Here is an 18,148-nt window from a genome sequence, read left to right on the forward strand (position 1 = left end):
CGATGCGGCGCACTCTAGCTCAGCTGAGCCAGAGCTGCAGCATCAGCCGCTCGCGGCTGGCCGGTGGGGTGGCGCGGTGGTAGCAGGAGGTGTCCTCCAGGAAGCCGGTGCCGGCAGGCCCTTCCACCACCAGGATGCGGTCGCGGTCGAAGTGGGTGAACAGTTGCTCGTCGCGGACGTTGGCGGAGCCCATCAGCATGCGCAGCGACTTGCCGTGATGGCTGCCGCGGACCAGCGCATGCTCCCCGGCGCCCGGCCCGACATCGGTCAGGTAGAACTGCGCCGAACAGAAATGAAAGTCGTGGACGTCGAAATGCCAGTCGATGGTCTGGCCCAACTGGCGGCGCTCGTCGTCGGTGGCGTCGGTGACGAAGCTCCAGAACAGGCGCGGAATGATCTTGGTGGCGGGGAAACCGAGGAACTTGCCGGCGCACTCCATCAGCAGCGGATCGCGGCAGACCCGGCGCACCGCCGGGCAGTCCAGCGGATCGGGGACGATGCCCATCACCGCGGGCGATCCATCCTCCAGCCGGCCCTTGCGGACGTCGTGGCGATAGAACATGCGGTCGTCGCGCAGCCGCCGCTGCAGGGGGGAGTGGGTGGCGAACTCCACCATCTCCTCGACCATCGACCAGGGCAGGTCGAAACCGAATGCGATCGAGTCGCGACGCAGGTCGCCCAGCGCGCGCTCCACCGTCTGGCCAGCGAACAGGGTGGCCGGCAGCGGAGGCAAGGCGATGGGCGGGCCGGCCGGCGCCCGCTGGCGCGACCGGGGAGACAGGCGGCGCAGGGCACTGTACCCACGCCGGACCGACTCGAACCGGCCCAGCGCATAGTGAAGCTCTCCGGCGACGAGGCGCCGGGCAATGTTCGCAACGTTCATGGCATGTGCATCCCTGGGGGCAGCCGAAGGACCAAAACCGCGGTGGGTTGCGCGGCCTCTGGTGCCGGAATGCACGAAGTGTAGGCAGGTTTGGGGCGATTCTAAAAATACCCTTGTGGCGTACGCCCACACGCCGCAGGAATAGCCGGGCCGGCGGAGCGTCTTCCCCTACGGTCCACGCCGGGAGAAAAAGCGCCCCGCCCTCCCGCTTACGGTTAAAGGGCCTGCACCGCCTTCAGAACCGCGGCGACATGGCCGGTGACCTTCACCTTGCGCCAGACGTTGCGCACCACGCCATCCTTGTCGATCAGGAAGGTGGCGCGGTCGATGCCCATGTACTTGCGGCCGTACATGCTCTTCTCGACCCAGGTGCCATAGGCCTCGCAGACGGCGCCGTCGGTGTCCGAAGCCAGCGTGAAGGTCAGCTCGTGCTTCGCCTTGAACTTGTCGTGGCTGGCGACGCTGTCCTTGGACACACCGATCACCACCGCATCGACGGCGGAGAAGTCGGGCAGCTGGTCACGGAAACCGCAGGCCTCCGAGGTGCAGCCCGACGTGTCGTCCTTCGGGTAGAAATACAGAACCACCGGCTTGCCGCGCAGGGCCGACAGCGTGACGCTGCCCCCGGCATCGGTCGGCATGGTGAAATCCGGGGCGGGCGTTCCGACGTCTACGGTCATGGCTGCTCGACTATCCTTCTTCTTGCCGGCCGGGAAACAGGGTCTCAGGCCGGAGGCGTGGTGGCGGGTGGGGCCAGACGGCCCGCCGGCTCCTCGACCAGGGCCTTGAAATGACCATGGGCGCGGGCGGCGACGGCACGGATTCTGTGGTCCAGCTCGGGGAAGTCAACAGTGCCAGGCTCACGCTCGCCCTGAAAGTCGGCGGGAAAGGCGGCGCGGACCAGCCCGGCCAGCAGGCTGGGCGACACCTGGTTGGGATCGAGCACCCCGGCGGTGGTCAGCCGCAGGAAGCCCTGCACCCGCCGCCACAGCCGCAGCGTCGTCTCCAGATCCTCCGCCACCTCCGGCGCCAGCGCGCCAGTCCGGGCGGCGCAGCCCAGCGCCTTGGCGGTGCCGATGTGCAGGATGTCCGGCCGCTCGTGACCATGGCGCAACTGCAGGTACTGGGCGATGAACTCGATGTCGATCAGGCCGCCACGGGCGTATTTGACGTTCCAGACATTGGTCGTCCCGAACTCCTTCTCGATCCGCCGCCGCATGTCGGCCACGTCCCACAGCAGCCGGTCGGCATCGCGCGGCGCCGTCAGCACCGAGCGGATCGCCGCAGATACCCGCCCGGCCAACTCCGCATCGCCGCCGATCACCCGGGCGCGGGTCAGGGCCATATGCTCCCAGGTCCAGGCATCTGTCGCCTGATATTTCAGGAAGGCGTCCAGCGAGGTGGCGAGCGGCCCGGCATTGCCCGACGGGCGCAGTCGCATGTCGACCTCGTAGAGCCGGCCGTCGCCCATCGGTGCGGTGATGGCGTTGGTCAGACGCTGGGTCAGCTTGATGTAATACTCGTTGGGCGACAGCGGCTTGGTGCCATCCGAAAGACGGGGACCGTCCCCCGGTGCCACGTCGTAGATGACGATCAGGTCGATGTCGGACGTGATGGTCAGCTGCCGGCTGCCCAGCTTGCCCATCGCCACCACCACCCAGGCGCCGCCGGGAATATGGCCATGGCGCTGGGCGAACTCCTCCTCCACCCGCCGGGCGAGGTCGGGGACGACGATGTCGGCCAGATCGGCCAGGAAGGCGCCGCAGCGGTCGCCGTCGGTGATGCCGCGCAGGATATGGACACCGGCGCGGAAACGCTGGTCGTTGGTCCAGCGCCGCGACAGGGTCAGCGCATCCTCGAAATCGCGGGCCGCCGCCATCACGCGGGCATGGTCGTCGGCCAGCCCATCCTCTCGACCCGGCAGCGGGTCGAAGAAGTCGGGCGACAGCACGGCGTCGAGCAGCGACGGGTTGCGCGACAGGGTCTGCGCCATTTGCGGCGCGATGCCCATGATCTCCGCCACCAGCTCCAGCAGCCAGGGATTGGCGACGAACAGGGAGAACAGGCCGACGCCGGCCGGCAGCTTGCCAAGGAAATCGTCGAAGTTCATCAGCGCCGAATCGGGGGCCGGCGTCTTCGCCAGCGCGCTCAGCAGGGCCGGCGTCAACTCCGTCAGCAGCTCGCGCGCCCGGCCCGACCGGGTGGCGCGGTAGCGGCCGCGATGCCAGGCCGACACCACGCTGATGACGCGGGCCGGGTCGGCGAAGCCCATGCCCGTCAGCGTCTCCACCGTGCCGGGATCGGGGTCGGTGCCGGTGAAGACCAGATTGCCGGGACCGGACAGCGACGGCGCCTCCTCGAACAGCTCGGCATAGCGGTCCTCCACCTGCCCCAGCGTCGCCAGCAGCTCCGCCCGGAAGGCGGTGGGGTCATCATAGCCGAGGAAGGTGGCCAGATGCGCCACCCCGGCATCGTCGGCGGGAATACGGTGGGTCTGCTGGTCGTCGATCATCTGGATGCGGTGTTCGACACGGCGCAGGAAATGATAGGCCCCGGCAAGCTCCTCCACCGTCTGCGGCGGCACGCGGCCGACGTCGCGCAGCGCCTCGTTCGCCATCAGGGTCGGGGCGATGCGCACGCGCGGGTCGCGCCCGCCGAAGATCAGCTGCTGGGTCTGGGCGAAGAACTCGATCTCGCGGATGCCGCCGCGGCCGACCTTGATGTCGTGGCCGTTGACCGTCACCTCGCGGTGGCCCTTGTGGGCGTTGATCTGGCGCTTGATCGAATGGATGTCCTGGATGGCGGCGAAATCCAGGTTGCGCCGCCATACGAAGGGCTCAAGGAATTGGATGAAGGAAGCGCCCGCCTCCGGATCGCCGGCGATGGGACGGGCCTTGATCATCGCCGCGCGTTCCCAGTTCTGCCCGACGCTGCCGTAATAAATTTCGGCCGCGGAGACGGAAACCGCCAGCGGCGTGGCGCCGGGGTCCGGCCTAAGCCGAAGGTCGGTGCGGAAGACGTAGCCGTCCTTGGTCCGTTCATCCATAATGCGGACAAGATCGCGTGCGAGCCTGATGAAGGTTCGCGCGAGGTTGTCCGGCTGGGGCGTCTGCACAACAGCGTCGTCGTACAGGACGATCAGGTCGATGTCGCTGGAATAGTTGAGTTCGCGCCCGCCAAGCTTACCCATGCCCAAAACGATCAGGCCCGAACCGACCCACGGTCGCTGCGGATCCGGCAGCGTCAGCGTCCCCGCCTCCCCGGCGCGGCGCAGCAGGAAATTCGCGGCCAGTTGGACCCCCGTCTCCGCCAGCTCCGACAGGGCGCCGGTGACGCGGAACAGCGGCCAGACGCCGGCGATGTCGGCCAGCGCGATCAGCAGCGCCGCCCGCCGCTTCGCCACCCGCAGGCCGGCCATCAGCCGGTCCATCGACTTTTCCTCATCATGCTCGGCATGGAGGGCGGCGATCAGCGCGGCGAAGCTGTCGTCGAAGCCGTCCTGCATTGTACGGGCGACGAAGGGCAACTCCCGCGTCAGGCTGTGGCCGAGATACGGGCTGTTGCCGCAGACCGCCCCGATCAGCGCCCGGCCGGTCTCCGATTCGGCGAAGGCCTCCGCCCAGGCGCGGGTCTCCGGCTCCGCAGCGGCGGCATGCTGGCGCCAACGCTCCATCCCCAGCGCCGCCTGCGCGCTGTCGAAGGGCTTCGGCAAGGGGCTTGAGAACGCGATGGGACTCGGCATGACGGCGGTCTTTCCTGCTCAAAACATGTGCAGAAAGCTGCACGTCTCGGACGGGAAGGTCAATCGGGCCGATTCGCCCTCTCTTGCTCATGGCGTCCGATGATCCGGCGCACCGCGAAGATCATCGGCTTGACGCTGACCGGGATCGGCGCCATTGCGCTGGCGGCCGGCGGGCTGTTCGCCTGGCGCCTGTCGCAGGGGCCGGTGGCGCTCGACCCGCTGATCCCCTATGTCGAACGGGCACTGAGCGACCGCGACGGCCGTTTCCAGGTCGATATCGGCGAACTGGTGCTGTCGCTGGAGGAAGAGGACGGGCTTGAAGCGTCGGGCCGCCGTCTCGACCTGCGCGCCCGGCGGGTGCAGGCGCTGAATGCCGACGGGACGGAACTGGCCGCGGTGCCGGAGATGGGCATCGGCTTCTCCATCCCGGCGCTGTTCCGCGGCACGCTGTCGCCGACGCGCCTCGATCTGGTCCGGCCGCGCCTGTCCGTGCTGCGCCGGGCCGACGGCAGCCTCGCCTTCGACGTGCGGTCGGACGCGCAGTCCACCCGCAAGGCAGACGACGGCGGCCCCGACCTGATCGATGAGGCTCTGGAAAGCCTGCGCCGCCCGCCCGACATCGACCGGCCGCTGGGGCTGCTGCGCCGGCTGTCGGTGACGGGAGCCGACCTTCGGGTCGAGAACCGCATGCTCGATCTGGCCTGGCACGCCACCCGCGCCGACATGGTGCTGACCCGCGATGCCGAGGGCGCGCAGGGCCGTGCCCGCGTGACGCTGGACCTCGGCAATGCGGGCGGAACGGCGCCACAGCGCGCCGTGACCGTCTCGGCCGCCGGCCGCTACAACATCGCCGACACCACCAGCGACCTGACTATGTCGGTCGACGGGCTGGAGCCGGCGGCAATCGCGGAGTTCGGGCCGGCCCTGGCACCGCTGTCGGCGGTGAAGCTGCCGCTGTCCGGCACCGTCACGGCGCGCCTCGACCGCCGCTTCGAGCCCCTGACGGTCGATCTGAACCTGCGCAGCGGCGCCGGCATCGTCGCCCTGCCTGCGCTGCGGCCGGAGCCGGTCGCCGTGCAGAGCCTTTCCTTGCGCGGCAAGCTGGACGTTCCGGGCCGGCGCCTGCGGGTCGAGGATTTGTCACTGAAGGCAGGATCGCCGGACGGCGGCGAACCGCTGGCGTTGAGCGCCCAGGGCCAGCTGGCCGAATCCGACCGCGGCCGCGACCTCCAGGCCCGCCTGTCGCTGACCGCCGGTGGACGCACCGCCGGGCTGGAGCTGTCGGGACAGCAGGGGGTGGACAAGGTCGGCCGGGCAACCGCGCGGCTGACCGGCCTCGTCCCCGCCGCGTTCGCCGATCTCGCCCCGGTGCTGGCGCCGCTGAAGGCCGCGGACCTGCCGCTGTCGGGCACGGTGGAAATGGCCTTCGATCCGTCGCTCCAGCCGATTTCCGGCAAGGCCGACATCACAGCCGACCGCGGCCGGCTGCTGCGGCCCGACCTGTTCGAAGGGCCGGTGCCGGTGGACAGGGCCCGGCTGCGCCTGCATGGCGACCGTGACCGCATCGAGCTGGACGGATTCGACGCCGTGCTGGGCGAGGCCGGCGGACCGCAGCCACGGGTGGAGGCCACCGCCACCGCCCGGCGCCAGGGCAACCGCATGGCGGTGGAGACGCAGGCGACCGCCAGCGGCGTGGCGCTGGACGAGCTTCGCCGCTACTGGCCGAAGATTGCCGGTCCCAACGCGCGCGAGTGGGTGACCCGCAACCTGTCGCACGGAACGGTGACGCAGGCGCGGGCGGAGGCGGCGCTGTCCGTGCCGCTCGATGGAACGGGGATGCCCGAGCAGACCCGCTTTCTTGCCACCATCGCCGGCGAGGACATCAACGTCCGCTATTTCCACAACCTGACGCCGGTCACCGGCGCCAGCGTGGAGGCGACGACCGACGGCAAGACCTTCACCGTCCTGACCAAAGGCGGCCGGATCGCCGATGCGAAATCGGGCGACATCGAGGTCGGCGAGGGCAAGGTGGTGATCGGCGGGCTGGACATCGGCAAGGAGACGATGGACATCCGCCTGCCGGTGCAGGGACCGGTGCGCTCGATCCTGACCCTGATCGACATGCCGCCGCTGGGCTATCCCACCAAGCTGGAGATGGACCCGGCGCGCACCCAGGGCACGGCCGAGGCGAAGCTGCATTTCGCCTTCCCACTGCTGGCCGACCTGAAGGTGGAGCAGCTCGACCTCGACGTGACGGGCAAGCTGCGCAAGGTGGCGGTGGAGAAGGTGGCGGCCGGGCTGAATGCCACCGATGGCGAGCTGTCGCTGGCGCTCGACCTCAAGGCGATGCAGATCAAGGGTGCCACCAAGCTGGACGGCATCCCGGTCACCATCGACTGGAACGAATCCTTCGACAGTGCGGCCAAGGGCCCGCGCACCCGCATCGCGGTGAAGGGTGACGCCACCGCCGACGATCTGCGCGCCCACGGCATCGATCTGGAAGACCGGGTGCAGGGCCCCTTCGGCGCCGACATCCTGTTCACGGTGGACCGCAAGCACAAGCTGCTGCTGACCGGCAACTTGAACCTGGAGAAGACCCGGCTGTCCATCGAGGAACTCGGCTGGGCCAAGCCCGCCGGCAAGCCCGGCACCGGCAAGCTGACGCTGGAGTTCGACAAGGACCGCCCGACCCGCATCAGCAACCTGACCGTCGATGCCGGCGGACTGAAATCCGTCACCAACCTGGAACTGGCCGACGGCGGCAAGCGGGTGGCGCGGGTGCAGACCCCCAGCTTCAAGCTGGGCCAGACCGACCTGCGCGCCGACCTGACCGTGCTGCCCGCGCTGAAGCCCGGCGGCCCGGCCGGTGGTTATGCCGGAACCATCACCGGCACCAGCCTGGACGCTCGCGGCCTGACCGGCAAGACGCCGTCCGGCGAGGGCGCGGTTACGCCGCCCAAGAAGCCGCCGTCCCCCGCCGACGACGGCCGCAAGACCCCGCTGGACATTGCCATCAAGTTCGACTCGGTGGTGTTCGGCGACGGCCGGCGGCTGCGGCAGGTCGCGGGTTCCATGAAGCGGGACACCACCGCCTGGACCCTGCTGGACCTCACCGGCCGCAGCGAAGGCGGCGGCGTGTCGCTGAAGTGGCGGCCGGGTCCGCAGGGTGTCTACGACCTTGCGATCAACGCCGAGGATTCTGGGATCGGCCCTGCAGGCGATGGACCTGAACGACCGCATGCGCGGCGGGCGGCTGACCCTGACCGGCCGGTCGGCGGAAGCGCGGGCCGATGCGGCCATCGTCGGCAAGGTGGAGATCCGCGACTACACCCTGATCGACGTGCCGGCGCTGGCGCGCATCCTGAACGCCATCTCGCCGTCCGGCTTCGCCGAGCTGCTGGGCGGCGGGAAGGGCGTCAATTTCGGCCGCATGTCGGCGGATTTCCGCAAGGAGGGCCGTCTCCTGACCCTGAAAGACCTGCGCACCTCCGGTTCGGCGCTCGGCCTGACCTTGGAGGGACAGATCGATTTGGAGACGGAAACCGCCAACCTCCAGGGCACCATCGTCCCGGTCTATGGCCTGAACCGCCTGATCGGCCAGATCCCGCTGCTGGGCGACGTGCTGAGCGGCGGCGAGGGCCAGGGCATCTTCTCCGCCACCTGGCATGTCCAGGGCCCGCTGTCCGACCCGGACGTGTCGGTCAACCCGCTGGCGGTGCTGGCGCCGGGCTTCCTGCGCAACCTGTTCTTCCTGGGCGGCGACGGCACGCCGACGCCGGACACCAGACCGCCGCCGGAGGCGCACACACGGTGAAGGACAGGGGCGCCGGCAGTTGTCTGCCGGCGCCCCTCCCCTGCAAAGCCGTCAGCCCACCTTCACCAGCGCGTGGCGCTTCTTGCCGGCGCTGAGCTTCACCACGCCGTCGGCGTTCAGGTCCGCCGCGGTCGCCTTCACCGTCTCGTCGGCGATCGGCCCGTCGTTCAGCTTGGCCCCGCCGCCCTTGATCAGGCGGCGCGCCTCGCCCTTCGACGCGGCCAGACCGGCCGACACCAGCAGGTCCACCACCGGCAGGCCGGCTTCCAGATCGGCGCGGGCGACCTCGATGCTCGGCAGCCCCTCTGCCGCAGCCCCTTCCTCGAAGGCGCGGCGCGCGGTCTCGGCAGCCTCCAGCGCGGCCTCCTCGCCATGGGCGAGCTTCGTTACCTCGTTGGCGAGGATCTTCTTGGCCTCGTTGATCTCGGCGCCCTGCAGGCTTTCCAGCCGGGCGACCTCGTCCAGCGGCAGTTCGGTGTAGAGGCGCAGGAAGCGGCCGACGTCGGCATCCTCGGTGTTGCGCCAGTACTGCCAGAAATCGTAGCTGCTGAGCTTGTCGGCGGTCAGCCAGACCGCGCCGGCCGCCGTCTTGCCCATCTTGGCGCCGGACGAGGTGGTCAGCAGCGGCGTGGTCAGGCCGAACAGGTCGGCACCGTCGGTGCGGCGGCCGAGTTCGACGCCGTTGACGATGTTGCCCCACTGGTCCGACCCGCCCATCTGCAGGGTGCAGCCATGGCGGCGCTTCAGCTCCACGAAATCGTAGGCCTGGAGAATCATGTAGTTGAATTCCAGGAAGGTCAGCGGCTGCTCACGGTCCAGCCGCAGCTTGACCGACTCGAAGCTCATCATCCGGTTGATGGTGAAATGACGGCCGATGTCGCGCAGCAGCGGGATGTATTTCAGCTCGTCCAGCCAGTCGGCGTTGTTCACCATCACCGCGTCGGTCGGCCCATCCCCGAAGCTCAGGTAGCGGCCGAAGATCCGCTTGATGCCAGCCATGTTGTTGGCGATGACCTCGTCGGTCAGCAGCTGGCGCGCCTCGTCCTTGCCCGACGGGTCGCCGATCTTGGTGGTGCCGCCGCCCATCAGGACGATCGGCTTGTGGCCGGTCTTCTGCAGCCAGCGCAGCATCATGATCGGCAGCAGGCTGCCGACATGCAAGCTGTCGGCGGTGCAGTCGAAGCCGATATAGGCGACGATCGGCCCCTTCGTCGCACGCTCGTCCAGCGTAGCGAAGTCGGTGCACTGGTGGATGAACCCGCGATCCTGAAGGGTGCGCAGGAACTCCGAGGCGGGAGCCGAGGGGGTGGTCGTCGTCATGGCCGCAATCCGGCTGTCGTTGGAATGAAGGGCGGAGAATTCCCGCGGTCTGTTAGCACGGAACGGCCCCTGCCTCAATGCGGCGCCCCCGGTCGCCATGGTTGGAACCGGCCCGCGGGACGGCCCATTCTACCGCTCAAGCATCGCTGCACCGCCACAAGTCAAAACCCTGAGCAGGGGCCGGGCATTTCGTGGAAATCCGCTCCAAACGCAATTGACATTGATTCGCAAAACAGCAGTCCCGGCCTGACTGTATTTTGGGCAGACCGCCCGGCACCAATTGATAGTGACTATCAACTACATCTTTGTTTCAAAGGGAGATTTTTATTGTGCGAGTCCTTCTGCTGTGCCAAGGTGCGACAAATCGTCTATTTCGGAGTATCGCATCATGCAAGGCGATCAAGGGGTCCTGGACCGTTTGAACAAGCTGCTCACCGGTGAACTGAGCGCGGCCGACCAGTATCTGTCCCATGCCCGCAGCATGGAGGACATGGGCCTCAAGGCGCTGAGCGAGCGCATCTCGCACGAGCGGGTGGAAGAGCTGGAGCACGCCGACAAGCTGATCCGCCGCATCCTGTTCCTGGAAGGCACGCCCGACGTCGCCAGCCGCGACCCGATTCACATCGGCAAGACCGTGCCGGAGATGATGCGCAACGACCTGACCCTCGAATATGAGGTGGTGGCCGCGCTCAAGGAGGCAATCGCCTATTGCGAGCAGGTGAAGGATTACGACACCCGCCGCATCCTGCTGGAACTGCTGGTCGACACCGAGGAAGACCATGCCCACTGGCTGGAACAGCAGCTTGGCCTGATCGACATGCTCGGCCTGCAGAATTACCTGCAGTCGGCCATGGGCGGCTTCCCCACCTGAGCGGAGGACGGATCATGAAGGGCAACAGCGACGTTATCGTCCAGCTTCAGATCGTCCTGAAGGACCAGCTGACGCAGATCAACCAGTATTTCCTGCACGCCCGCATGCTGAAGAACTGGGGCGTCAAGGCCCTGGGCAAGTGGGAGTATCACGCCTCCATCGAAGTGATGAAGAGCGCGGACGAGATCATCGAACGCATCCTGTTCATCGAGGCGATCCCCAACCTCCAGGACCTCGGCAAGCTGCACATCGGCGAGGATGTGCCGGAGATCCTGTCCAGCGACCTCGCCGCCGAGCGCGAGGCCCGCGACCGCATCGCCCACGCCATCTCCGTGTGCGAGGAGAAGGCCGACTACGTGTCGCGCGACGAGCTGTCCGAACTGCTGGAAGAGTTGGAAGAGCGCATCGACTATCTGGAAACCCAGCTGAGCCTGATCGACGACATCGGTCTGCCCAACTACATCCAGTCGGCGATGGGCGAGTTCAAGGACTGAGGTTGAGCGGGGGCTGACTCTGCGAGGAGCGCCCCCTCAAACCCGCCCACTCAAGCCCGCAGCAAAATCTCTTCCGCCAGCGCCTGCATTTCGGCTGCCGCCTGGGTCTTGCGTGCGGCCTCCGTCACCGAAAGCCCGGTCATCAGCGTGCCGGCATAGGCGGTGCGGTTGCCGACCTGCGCCGTCGCCAGTTCCACCGCCGGCGGCGCGACCAGCTCATGCACCCTGCCGACCAGTTCGTCGGCGATGCGGGCGCGCGGCGGCACCCGGTTCAGCACCAGCAGCAGCCGGCGCCTCTCCTGCGCCGCCAGATCGATGGTCGGATGCACCGCCCACAAATCCATCGGGCTCGGCTGCACCGGCGCCACCACCAGCGTGGCGGCGCGGACGGCGATGCGCGCTTCGGTCTGGGCATGGGGCGGGCTGTCGATCACCACGATGTCGTGGGAGCGGGCCAGCTTCTCCACCTCGGCCTGGGTGCGCCAGCCGGTGATCTGCACATGGGTGAAGCCGGGTTGACCGCCGGTGGCCTCCGACCGCACGGCATGCCAGCGGGTCAGGCTGCCCTGCGGGTCGATGTCCACGGTGGCGACCTTGTAACCGAGCTGCGCCCAGGCAATGGCGAGGTGGGCCGCCAGCGTGGTCTTGCCGGCGCCGCCTTTCTGCTGCGCCACGGTGAAGACCTTGCCCGTCATGCCCGCACCCATCATGTTGTGTTGGTTGATTGCGCACTCCCCTCATAACCTTGGGCATGGCACCGGTGCAACCGCGCGAATTGACACCGGTGCTGCACGGGCTAGAAAGACGCCGTGACCGACCATTCCGCACCCGATACCGGTGAGAAGCGCCCGGCGCTGATCCCGGCCACCCCGACCGGCATCGCCCGAGCGGCCGAACTGCTGCGCGCCGGCCGTCTGGTCGCCTTCCCGACCGAGACGGTCTATGGGCTGGGCGCCGACGCCACCGACGACCGCGCCGTGGCCGCGATCTTCGCCGCCAAGGGCCGGCCGCAGTTCAATCCGCTGATCGTCCATGTCCCCGATCTGGTCGCCGCCCATTCCTGGGGCCTGTTCGACGACCGCGCCCACGATCTGGCGACGCAGTTCTGGCCCGGCCCGCTGACCATGGTCGTGCCGCGCCCGGCCAACTCCGCCCTGTCGCTGCTGGTCAGCGCCGGGCTGGACAGCATCGCCATCCGCGTGCCCAACCACCCGGTGGCGCAGGCGATCCTGCGCGCCGCCGGCAAGCCGATCGCCGCCCCCAGCGCCAACCGCTCCGGCGCCGTCAGCCCGACCACGCCGCATCATGTGCTGGAAAGCCTGGGCGACCGGGTCGACGCCATCGTAACCGGCGGCAAATGCATGGTCGGGCTGGAGTCGACCGTCATCGATCTGACCGGTCCCGACGCGGCGCTTCTGCGCCCCGGCGCCGTTCTGCCCGACGAGATGGAGCGGCTGATCGGCCCGGTCCGCCTGTCGGCCGGCGATCCGACTGCACCGAAATCGCCCGGCCAGCTGGAAAGCCACTACGCCCCCAACGCCGCGGTGCGCCTGAACGCGTCGTCGGCGGAAGAGGACGAAGCCTTCCTGACCTTCGGCCCCGACCGCTTCGTCTTCGGCGGCACCACGCGGCTGAACCTGAGCCTGGAGGGCGACCTCAACGAGGCCGCGGCCAACCTGTTCTCCCACCTGCGCAGCCTGGACCAGAGCGGCTCCCGCCGCATCGCGGTAATGCCGATCCCCGATGTGGGGTTGGGTCTGGCGATCAACGACCGCCTGCGCCGGGCGGCGGCGCCGCGGGGATAAGGGCGCTGCCGGCCTCTGCCCTGATCCAGCGGAGAAAGGCGGCCACCGCCGGCTTTTCCTCCGCCCCGCCAGGATAGACGAGGTGATAGGCGAGGCCGTTCGACAGGCGCTGGTCGAACAGGACGACAAGCCGCCCCGCTGCGAGATCGTCGGCGGCAAAACGGTCCCGGACCAGCGCTACACCCAATCCGGCCTTGGCAGCCTCCATCACCCCGTTGCCATCGGCGAAAACCGGCCCGCGATCCGCGCCCGCATCCGGCACGCCGGCGGCCCGGAACCAGAGCGCCCAATCCCCGCGGTGCTCGTCATGCAGAAGCCGGTGAGCCGCTGGCCCTTCTGCCGGATCGGCTGCCAGATCGGCCGGATGCCGAACCGGCGGTGCGGTGCGCAGATAGTCGGGGCTGCACACCGGAACCAGCTCGTCGTCGATCAATCGCTCGGCACATAGGCCTTCGTAGGCGCCCAGCCCGTGACGCACGGCGACGTCGACGCGGTCCTGCGCGAAATCGACGAGCCGGTTGGTGACCCCGATCCGTACATCGATCCCGGGCGCCGCCTCCTCGAACCGCGGCAGACGCGGAACCAGCCATTGAACGGCGAAGGCCGGGGTGCAGGACAGCGTCAGTTCCGGCCTGCGGCGCCCTGCCGTGAGTTCGGCGGTCGCGTCCCGCATCAGGCGGAAAGCGGTCCGGATGGCCGCATGATAGGCCGCCCCCTCGGCGGTCAAGGCGAGGCTGCGCGGCCTGCGTTCGAACAGCCGCAAGCCAAGCACCGTTTCCAATTCCTTGACCTGGAGGCTGACCGCGCCTGGTGTGACATTCAACTCCCGCGCGGCAACAGTCATGCTGAGGTGACGCGCAGTCGCTTCGAAGGCGCGCAGGCCCGCAAGCGGCGGCAAGGAAAGCATCATGATTTAAGAAATCTCAACTGAATTTGGAAAAAGGCTCGTTTGCACAACACCGGAGTTGGACGTTAATTTTAGCTCAGCTCGATTGAGCAGGGAAGGCCGCCCAATGGCGGGACGCTCGGGTCAAGCCCGAAATCATGGCACGGGCGCCTGAAACATCCGTTTCGAGGGCGATGGCAATTCCACCGCAAGAAACGGATCGCGACCGGCCGGCACCGCCGTGCAGGATGCCGGAACCCGGCATGTCCAGCCCCGGACACGGATACGGACGAACACTCATAAGCCATCAATGGAGGCTGCCCGATGACCGCACCGAGCCACAAGCCGATGGACCTGACCGACTGGGGCCTCCTGGTCGCGCTTTCGATCCTGTGGGGCGGTTCCTTTTTCTTCGTCGGCATCGCCGTACGGGAATTGCCGCCGCTCACCATCGTCGCCATGCGGGTCGCGCTGGCGGCCCTGGCACTCGGCGGGCTGTTGCGGATCCTGGGACTGCCGATGCCGCGGGACCGCCGGACATGGGTCGCCTTCTTCGCCATGGGGGTATTGAACAACCTGCTTCCCTTCTGCCTGATCGTCTGGGGACAGACGCAGATCTCCAGCGGCGTCGCTTCGGTCCTCAACGCCACCACCCCGCTGTTCGGCGTACTGGTTGCGCATGTCCTGACCAGAGATGAGAAGATGACCGGCAACCGGCTGGCCGGGGTGCTCGTCGGCTTCGCCGGCGTGGCGGTCATGATCGGCCCGACGGCACTGGCCGGGCTGGGAAACGGGTTGCTGCCGCAGCTTGCGGTGCTGGGTGCCGCCCTGTCCTACTCCTTCGCCGGCATCTTCGGTCGCCGGTTCAAGGGCATGGGAGTGTCGCCGCTGGTTACCGCGACGGGGCAGGTCACCGCCTCCACCCTGATGCTGGTGCCGGTGGCCCTGCTGGTTGATCGTCCCTGGACCCTGCCGATGCCCAGTACGGCCGCCTGGGGTGCCGTCGTCGGCATCGCCCTGCTGTCCACCGCCCTGGCCTACGTCATCTTCTTTCGCGTCCTGGCTTCCGCCGGGGCGACCAACCTGATGCTCGTCACGTTCCTGATCCCGGTCAGCGCCATCCTGCTGGGCGGCCTGTTTCTCGGCGAGCGGCTGGCGGTGCGGCATGGGATCGGCATGGCGCTGATCGCCGGCGGCCTTGCCGCCATCGATGGAAGGCTGTTCGCACGGCTGGGGCAACGCAAATCCGCATCGGCCGCCAAAGGATAGAAAATGGTCGGCGAAGACGTTAGAAGGGACCGATTGCAAGCCCCTCAACCTGCCCTGGACGCCTTGCCATGACCGTCGCCGCCGCCCTCGACCAGATCCGCGCCATCGTCGGCCCGTCCGGCATCCTCACCGACGCCGCCGACATGGCCCCCTACCTTGCGGAGTGGCGCGGGCGTTTCAAGGGCAACAGCCCGGCGGTGGTCCGCCCGGCCAACACCGCCGAGGTGGCGGCGGTCGTGAAGATCTGCGCCGAGGCCGGCATTCCCATTGTGCCGCAGGGCGGCAACACCAGCCTCGTCGGCGGCTCCATCCCGTATGAGGACGGGCGCGAGATCGTTCTCAGCCTGTCACGCCTGAACCGCATCCGCGACATCGACACGCTGAACTACACCATGACTGTCGAGGCCGGCGTGGTGCTGACCGCCATCCAGGAGGCCGCGGCCGACGCCGACCGCCTGTTCCCGCTGAGCCTGGGGGCGGAGGGCACGGCGCAGATCGGCGGGCTGATCTCCACCAATGCCGGCGGCATCAACGTCCTGCGCTACGGCAACACCCGCGACCTCGTGCTGGGGCTGGAGGTGGTGCTGGCCGACGGCCGCGTCTGGGACGGCATGCGCCGCCTGCGCAAGAACAACACCGGCTATGACCTGAAGAACCTGTTCATCGGCGCCGAAGGCACGCTGGGCATCGTCACCGCCGCGGTGCTGAAGCTGTTCCCGCGCCCGCGCCAGTCGATCACCGCCTTCGTCGCAGTGCCGAGCCCGGCCGCCGCCATCGAGCTGCTGGCCCGCCTGCGCGCCGCCTCCGGCGACGCCGTCTCGGCCTTCGAGCTGATGTCGCGCCGCTGCCTGGATTTCGCGCTGAAGCATGTTGCCGGCACCATCGACCCGCTGTCGGAGCCGTCGCCCTGGTATGTCCTGACCGAGCTGACCGCCGGCACCAAGTCCGACGCCTTCCAGGAGACGGTGGAGACCGCGCTGGGCGAGGCGTTCGAGGCCGAACTGGCGACCGACGCCACGCTGGCCCAGTCCGACGCCCAGGCCAAGCAGCTGTGGTTCATCCGCGAGGCCATCGTCGAGGCGCAGAAGTTCGAGGGCGGCTCGATCAAGAACGACGTGTCGATCCCGGTGTCCCGCGTCGCCGAGTTCATCGACCTGGCGGAAGCGGCGGTGGCCGAGGCATGCCCCGGCATCCGCCCGACCCCCTTCGGCCATGTCGGCGACGGCAACATCCACTTCAACCTCAGCCAGCCCGAGGGTGCCGACACCAAGGCCTATCTCGACCGCTGGGACGAGATCTGCCATGTGGTGAACGAGGTGATCTTCAAGCTCGACGGCTCGATCTCCGCCGAGCATGGCGTCGGCCGCTTCAAGAAGGACGAGATGCCGGCCATCAAGGGCCCGGTCGAGTTCGACATGCTGCGCGCCATCAAGGCGACGCTCGACCCCAACGGTCTGCTGAACCCCGGCAAGATGCTGCCCTGAGCACCCCCTCACCGGCCCTCTCATCGGCCTCCAGTGTCATAATATTGCGGGGGACAGGCTTGCGACGACAGACGTAGCGCAATGCTTGTCCCCGGCACGACACAAGGCTATGGTGCGGCCTCCGTTTCTTCTGCGCCTGTCGTACCGCGAGAGAGAGTTTTTCCGATGTCCAAGCCGCGCACTCTGTTCGACAAGATCTGGGACAGCCACGTCGTGCATCGCCAGGACGACGGCACCTGCATCCTCTATATCGACCGCCATCTGGTCCATGAAGTGACCAGCCCGCAGGCGTTCGAAGGACTGCGTGTTGCCGGCCGCCAGGTGCGGCGTCCGGAAGCCACTCTCGCCGTGCCCGATCACAACGTCCCCACCACCGACCGCTCCAAGGGTATCACCGAGGAGGAGAGCCGGATCCAGGTGGAGACGCTGGACAAGAACGCCCGCGACTTCGGCGTGCGCTATTTCCCGATGGACGACGTCCGCCAGGGCATCGTCCACATCGTCGGTCCGGAACAGGGCTTCACCCTGCCCGGCGCCACCATCGTCTGCGGCGACAGCCACACCGCCACCCATGGTGCCTTCGGCGCCCTGGCCTTCGGCATCGGCACGTCGGAGGTGGAGCATGTGCTGGCCACCCAGACCCTGCTGCAAAAGCCGGCCAAGAACATGCTGATCCGCGTGGACGGCAAGGTGAATCCCGGCGTCACCGCCAAGGACATCGTGCTGGCCATCATCGGCAAGATCGGCACCGCCGGCGGTACCGGCTACGTCATCGAGTTCGCGGGCGAAGCCATCCGCGACCTGTCGATGGAAGGCCGCATGACCGTCTGCAACATGGCCATCGAAGGCGGCGCCCGCGCCGGCCTGATCGCCCCGGACGAGAAGACCTTCGAGTATGTGCAGGGCCGCGCCCTGGCGCCGAAGGCCGGCGCCTTCGAGCAGGCCGTCCAGTACTGGAAGACGCTGCCGTCGGACGAGGGCGCGGTCTATGACGCCACCGTCGTGCTGAACGCCGCCGACATCGCGCCGCAGGTCACCTGGGGCACCAGCCCGGAAGACGTGCTGCCGATCACCGCTACCGTCCCGAACCCGGCCGACATCGCCGACGAGGGCAAGCGCGCCGCCGTCGAGCGCTCGCTCGCCTACATGGGCCTGACCCCCGGCCAGCCGCTGTCGAGCGTCAAGGTCGACACCGTGTTCATCGGCTCCTGCACCAACGGCCGCATCGAAGACCTGCGCGCCGCCGCCGACCTCGCCAAGGGCCGCAAGGTCGCCGAGGGCGTCCGCGCCCTGGTGGTTCCCGGTTCGGGTCTGGTCAAGGAGCAGGCCGAGGAAGAGGGTCTGGACAAGATCTTCACCGAGGCCGGCTTCGAGTGGCGCGAGCCGGGCTGCTCCATGTGCCTGGCGATGAACGCCGACCGTCTGGCTCCAGGCGAGCGCAGCGCCTCGACCTCGAACCGCAACTTCGAAGGCCGTCAGGGCCGCGGCGGCCGCACCCACCTCGTCAGCCCGGCGATGGCCGTGGCGGCGGCAGTGACCGGCCACCTGACGGACGTCCGCACGCTGTAAGGGCTCTTCGC

At 68.3% G+C, this 18,148-nt stretch carries 13 protein-coding genes; 7 read left to right on the forward strand and 6 right to left on the reverse strand.

What is annotated here, in order from left to right; genetic code table 11:
* Positions 1-19 precede the first annotated feature (19 nt).
* The 3 genes from ACWPN8_RS12895 to ACWPN8_RS12905 form a co-directional block, all read right to left on the reverse strand.
* Positions 20-883, reverse strand: coding sequence for a phytanoyl-CoA dioxygenase family protein (locus tag ACWPN8_RS12895; protein WP_098739165.1), 864 nt, complete (start codon positions 881-883; stop codon positions 20-22).
* A 215-nt stretch (positions 884-1,098) separates the two neighbouring features.
* Entirely contained in the window at positions 1,099-1,563 is a 465-nt protein-coding gene (bcp, locus tag ACWPN8_RS12900) for a thioredoxin-dependent thiol peroxidase (RefSeq protein WP_109445579.1), read from the reverse strand.
* A 44-nt stretch (positions 1,564-1,607) separates the two neighbouring features.
* On the reverse strand, positions 1,608-4,625 hold the full coding sequence (locus ACWPN8_RS12905; RefSeq protein WP_492241014.1) for a bifunctional [glutamine synthetase] adenylyltransferase/[glutamine synthetase]-adenylyl-L-tyrosine phosphorylase: 3,018 nt from the start codon (positions 4,623-4,625) through the stop codon (positions 1,608-1,610).
* A gap of 99 nt (positions 4,626-4,724) precedes the next feature.
* Between ACWPN8_RS12905 and ACWPN8_RS12910 the strand changes: the two genes are divergently transcribed.
* Positions 4,725-8,534 carry a YhdP family protein gene (locus ACWPN8_RS12910; protein ID WP_492241015.1) on the forward strand — a complete coding sequence of 1,270 codons (3,810 nt, stop codon included), beginning with the start codon at positions 4,725-4,727 and terminating at the stop codon, positions 8,532-8,534.
* Here ACWPN8_RS12910 and tyrS read toward each other — a convergent pair.
* Positions 8,491-9,759 carry a tyrosine--tRNA ligase gene (tyrS, locus tag ACWPN8_RS12915; RefSeq protein ID WP_109445573.1) on the reverse strand — a complete coding sequence of 423 codons (1,269 nt, stop codon included), beginning with the start codon at positions 9,757-9,759 and terminating at the stop codon, positions 8,491-8,493. The two genes, ACWPN8_RS12910 and tyrS, sit on opposite strands and share 44 nt — an antisense overlap.
* 388 nt (positions 9,760-10,147) lie before the next feature.
* Here tyrS and bfr (ACWPN8_RS12920) point away from each other — a divergent pair, with 388 nt between their 5' ends.
* A complete protein-coding gene (gene bfr / locus ACWPN8_RS12920) occupies positions 10,148-10,630 on the forward strand; it encodes a bacterioferritin (RefSeq protein WP_109445571.1) in 483 nt (160 codons plus the stop codon).
* A gap of 14 nt (positions 10,631-10,644) precedes the next feature.
* A complete protein-coding gene (bfr, locus tag ACWPN8_RS12925; RefSeq protein ID WP_492241016.1) occupies positions 10,645-11,124 on the forward strand; it encodes a bacterioferritin in 480 nt (159 codons plus the stop codon).
* 50 nt (positions 11,125-11,174) lie between these two features.
* On the opposite strand, the gene parA is transcribed toward bfr (ACWPN8_RS12925), so the two are convergent.
* Positions 11,175-11,819 (reverse strand): ParA family partition ATPase, encoded by a 645-nt coding sequence (parA, locus tag ACWPN8_RS12930; RefSeq protein WP_492241017.1) that lies wholly within the window; start codon positions 11,817-11,819, stop codon positions 11,175-11,177.
* 114 nt (positions 11,820-11,933) lie between these two features.
* Between parA and ACWPN8_RS12935 the strand changes: the two genes are divergently transcribed.
* A complete protein-coding gene (locus ACWPN8_RS12935) occupies positions 11,934-12,929 on the forward strand; it encodes an L-threonylcarbamoyladenylate synthase (protein ID WP_492241018.1) in 996 nt (331 codons plus the stop codon).
* Here ACWPN8_RS12935 and gcvA read toward each other — a convergent pair.
* On the reverse strand, positions 12,889-13,839 hold the full coding sequence (gene gcvA, locus ACWPN8_RS12940; RefSeq protein ID WP_492241019.1) for a transcriptional regulator GcvA: 951 nt from the start codon (positions 13,837-13,839) through the stop codon (positions 12,889-12,891). The genes ACWPN8_RS12935 and gcvA overlap by 41 nt on opposite strands.
* Before the next feature lie 300 nt (positions 13,840-14,139).
* On the opposite strand from gcvA, the gene ACWPN8_RS12945 reads away from it, so the two are divergent.
* The 3 genes from ACWPN8_RS12945 (at position 14,140) to leuC (ending at position 18,137) form a co-directional block, all read left to right on the forward strand.
* Complete coding sequence (locus tag ACWPN8_RS12945; protein WP_492241020.1) at positions 14,140-15,084, forward strand: DMT family transporter; 945 nt, start codon at positions 14,140-14,142, stop codon at positions 15,082-15,084.
* A gap of 68 nt (positions 15,085-15,152) precedes the next feature.
* Positions 15,153-16,568: an FAD-binding oxidoreductase gene (locus ACWPN8_RS12950; RefSeq protein WP_109445563.1), complete on the forward strand. Its 1,416-nt coding sequence runs from the start codon at positions 15,153-15,155 to the stop codon at positions 16,566-16,568.
* 165 nt (positions 16,569-16,733) lie between these two features.
* Positions 16,734-18,137, forward strand: a complete 1,404-nt coding sequence (gene leuC, locus ACWPN8_RS12955; protein WP_492241021.1) for a 3-isopropylmalate dehydratase large subunit — start codon at positions 16,734-16,736, stop codon at positions 18,135-18,137.
* Positions 18,138-18,148 lie beyond the last annotated feature (11 nt).

The organism is Azospirillum sp. UENF 112521, from assembly GCF_058780665.1.